3 protein-coding genes and 1 pseudogene are annotated in these 2536 nt (G+C 54.9%); 3 read left to right on the plus strand and 1 reads right to left on the minus strand.

What is annotated here, in order from left to right:
• On the minus strand, positions 1-497 hold a 497-nt coding region (locus SMC5_RS01595), incomplete at its 3' end, for an MFS transporter (protein ID WP_133299139.1).
• A gap of 368 nt (positions 498-865) precedes the next feature.
• Between SMC5_RS01595 and SMC5_RS01600 the strand changes: the two are divergent.
• The 3 genes and pseudogenes from SMC5_RS01600 to SMC5_RS01610 form a co-directional block, all read left to right on the plus strand.
• Positions 866-1006 (plus strand): annotated as a pseudogene (locus SMC5_RS01600) (type I restriction-modification system subunit M N-terminal domain-containing protein); the annotation flags it as partial.
• 32 nt (positions 1007-1038) lie between these two features.
• Positions 1039-1596, plus strand: coding sequence for a putative immunity protein (locus SMC5_RS01605; RefSeq protein ID WP_207798958.1), 558 nt, complete (start codon positions 1039-1041; stop codon positions 1594-1596).
• A 445-nt stretch (positions 1597-2041) separates the two neighbouring features.
• A partial coding sequence (locus tag SMC5_RS01610; RefSeq protein ID WP_133299140.1) for a hypothetical protein occupies positions 2042-2536 on the plus strand: 495 nt, incomplete at its 3' end.

Genomic DNA, 2536 nt, shown 5'->3' on the forward strand with positions numbered 1-2536 from the left:
GAGCCAAGGGTATCCATCGAATTGCCGTATCCGAACGAACGTCCCATCTTCTTCTTCTCGGAGGAGTCAGCCAGCAGAGCATCCTTGGGTGATGTGCGGACCCCCTTGCCCGTGCGGTCGGCAAATCGCAGGAATGCTGCCCATGGCCATGAGTTGACGAAGTAGAGAAACGGCTTGGTGATATTGGAGATGGCGTATCCGGTGAATGCCAGCCACTTCCGCTTCTTGAGCCGATCTGACAGCCAGCCGAAGACCCATTTGAGGATGGTCGCCGTGGTTTCGGCAAACCCCTCGATGAACCCGATGATCGCGGGCTGAACGCCGAGCGCATTGGCCAGGAACAATGGGAGCGTCTTCACCGTGACTTCGCTGCTGAAATCCGTCAGCATCGAGACAAAGCCGAAAACGAAGACGTTCTGGCTGAGACCGAAGAACTTGCGCTGCGGTTTCTCCTGGCTCGTCTCCACTCCCGTGTTCACTTCACTTGGGCCTTCCATAAGGTGCACCTCTCGCAGGGGATATGTAACTGTCGTTACAGTATATTCACCGTTACACGACGTCAAGAGGGCGGAACGAGACAATGGTTGCGACAATTAGAGTCGGAACATTTGACATTAAGTCGGGAGATTTGACAAAAGAGTCGGGCAATTGATGATGGCCGCAGTGACGGAATGAGCTTCAGTATCGCCTCCAACACTGATTGCGCCAGCGATGACGTCATCGCTCCGAGAATACCCCAGGTATCGTTTCCTTCCCAGTCTCTCTTGTTTGGCTTGTTTCAGTCGCTACAATTCGTTGATGATGCTGCACTAGTATTGGAAAGTACGGCGCGGCTGCCTTGATAACTGACGCCAAAGGGGGCACCATGGCACGCGGAAAGACAAAGGACAACACGACGGGAGCAAACCTGGGTTTCGAATCGAAGCTCTGGAGCATGGCTGACAGTCTGCGCGGTAGCATGGACTCGGCAGAATACAAGCATGTCGTCCTGGGCCTCGTCTTTCTCAGCTCTGCAATATTCATAGTGTAAGGAGGTGAATGATGGGTCGTGAATCCACGTACTTCACGCTGAGCCTGGAATCCCTCAGGGCCCTGGGGCACTGGGCTGCGGACTGCGCTGAAAGAGCGCTGCCGGTGTTTGAGAAGCATGCGGTTTCAGATACCCGACCCCGGGCGGCGATTGAAGGCATCCGGGTGTTTGCCGGTGGGGGAAGGCGCACGGCTCAGCTGCGCTCCCTTGCTTTTGCAGCGCTGGCCGCTGCCCGTGAGGTCGGCGATCCGGCTGCAGTTGCAGCCGCTCGCGCCGCTGGCCTTGCCGCATCGTCCGCCTACACGCATCCTTTAGTGGATGTCCACCAAACCAAGCACGTTGTCGGTCCAGCGGCCTATGCTGCCCTGGCACTGGAGCTTGACCACGCCGGCGATCCAACCATCGCTGATGGCGAGGTTCGCTGGGCGATCGAACACGTCCCCTCGGAAGTGCGCGAAGTCTTGCTTCAGATGCCCGCTCGTCAAGCGGGAAACAGCCGGTTGGACAAGCTCCTCTATGCCCTGGATGCGGGCGTCCGCAGTCGGACCTTGCCGCAGGATGCCTAACATCAAAATCGATACCGACAACGCTCCGCTTCCCCTTGGGGAGTGCAAATAGAGTTGCGTGATTTGGAAATGGGTTGCGTAATATCGAATTGAGTTGTGTGGTATCGAAGTGGAGTTGTGTAATTGATGAGCGCGGCACGACAAGCTGGTTGTCAGGCATTTCCTACCAAAGTAGCTCGATCCAAAGCATTCTCTCTGACGCTTCCAGAGCCACTTCAGGCAGACTGTGCTTCTTCTCACTTCGGCTCGTTCTCCTTACGTTGCATTCAGAGACGCCGAGTGGCTTTGCCAACGTCTATGCGCCCAGATTAGTCAAGACATAGCTGTTGCGTTATACTTATTTGAGAAGGTGCGATCTCTGTTGCGACGCCGCACCGATGTGGCGCAATGATGATAGCAGTGGCCGAGTTTCGATCGAGAAAGCACCTGTTGGAGGGCGCATAGCATGAAAATAACGAACGCACGACACAGTTCAAGAATCACGGCATTCACGGGAATCCTGCTTGCACTTGTGCTTGCAGCTGGCTGCACACCGAAAGCTGCCACTGGTACAGTTGATGTTCCTCAAGGCAACACCATGGCTCAAGATATTCAGAAGGGTACAACTCCATGCAAGGGTATCGTTCCCGCGTTTGTCCTGGACGGAAAGAGCCTTTACATAATGAATACTCAGGCTACCTTCAAAGTAACGGATGTCATCGACACCAGAACGGTGCGGGCAGACACTACCGCCCTGGTCACCCTTGCTGGACAGACTTCGAAGAAGCAATTGTCTGTTGTTTTCTATCTCTGCCAGCCGCTTTCAGACAAAGCAGACAGATCGCCTGATGGGACCATGACGTACATTAGTGCAATTCCTCAGAAAGATGTTCCAACCCCCACGATCATCAAAGGACAGACCTACACAGTCACAGGGATTCTCCAACCTCACTGGCAGGGA

This window comes from Candidatus Cryosericum odellii, assembly GCF_003570935.1.
Classification (GTDB): Bacteria; Caldisericota; Caldisericia; order Cryosericales; family Cryosericaceae; genus Cryosericum; species Cryosericum odellii.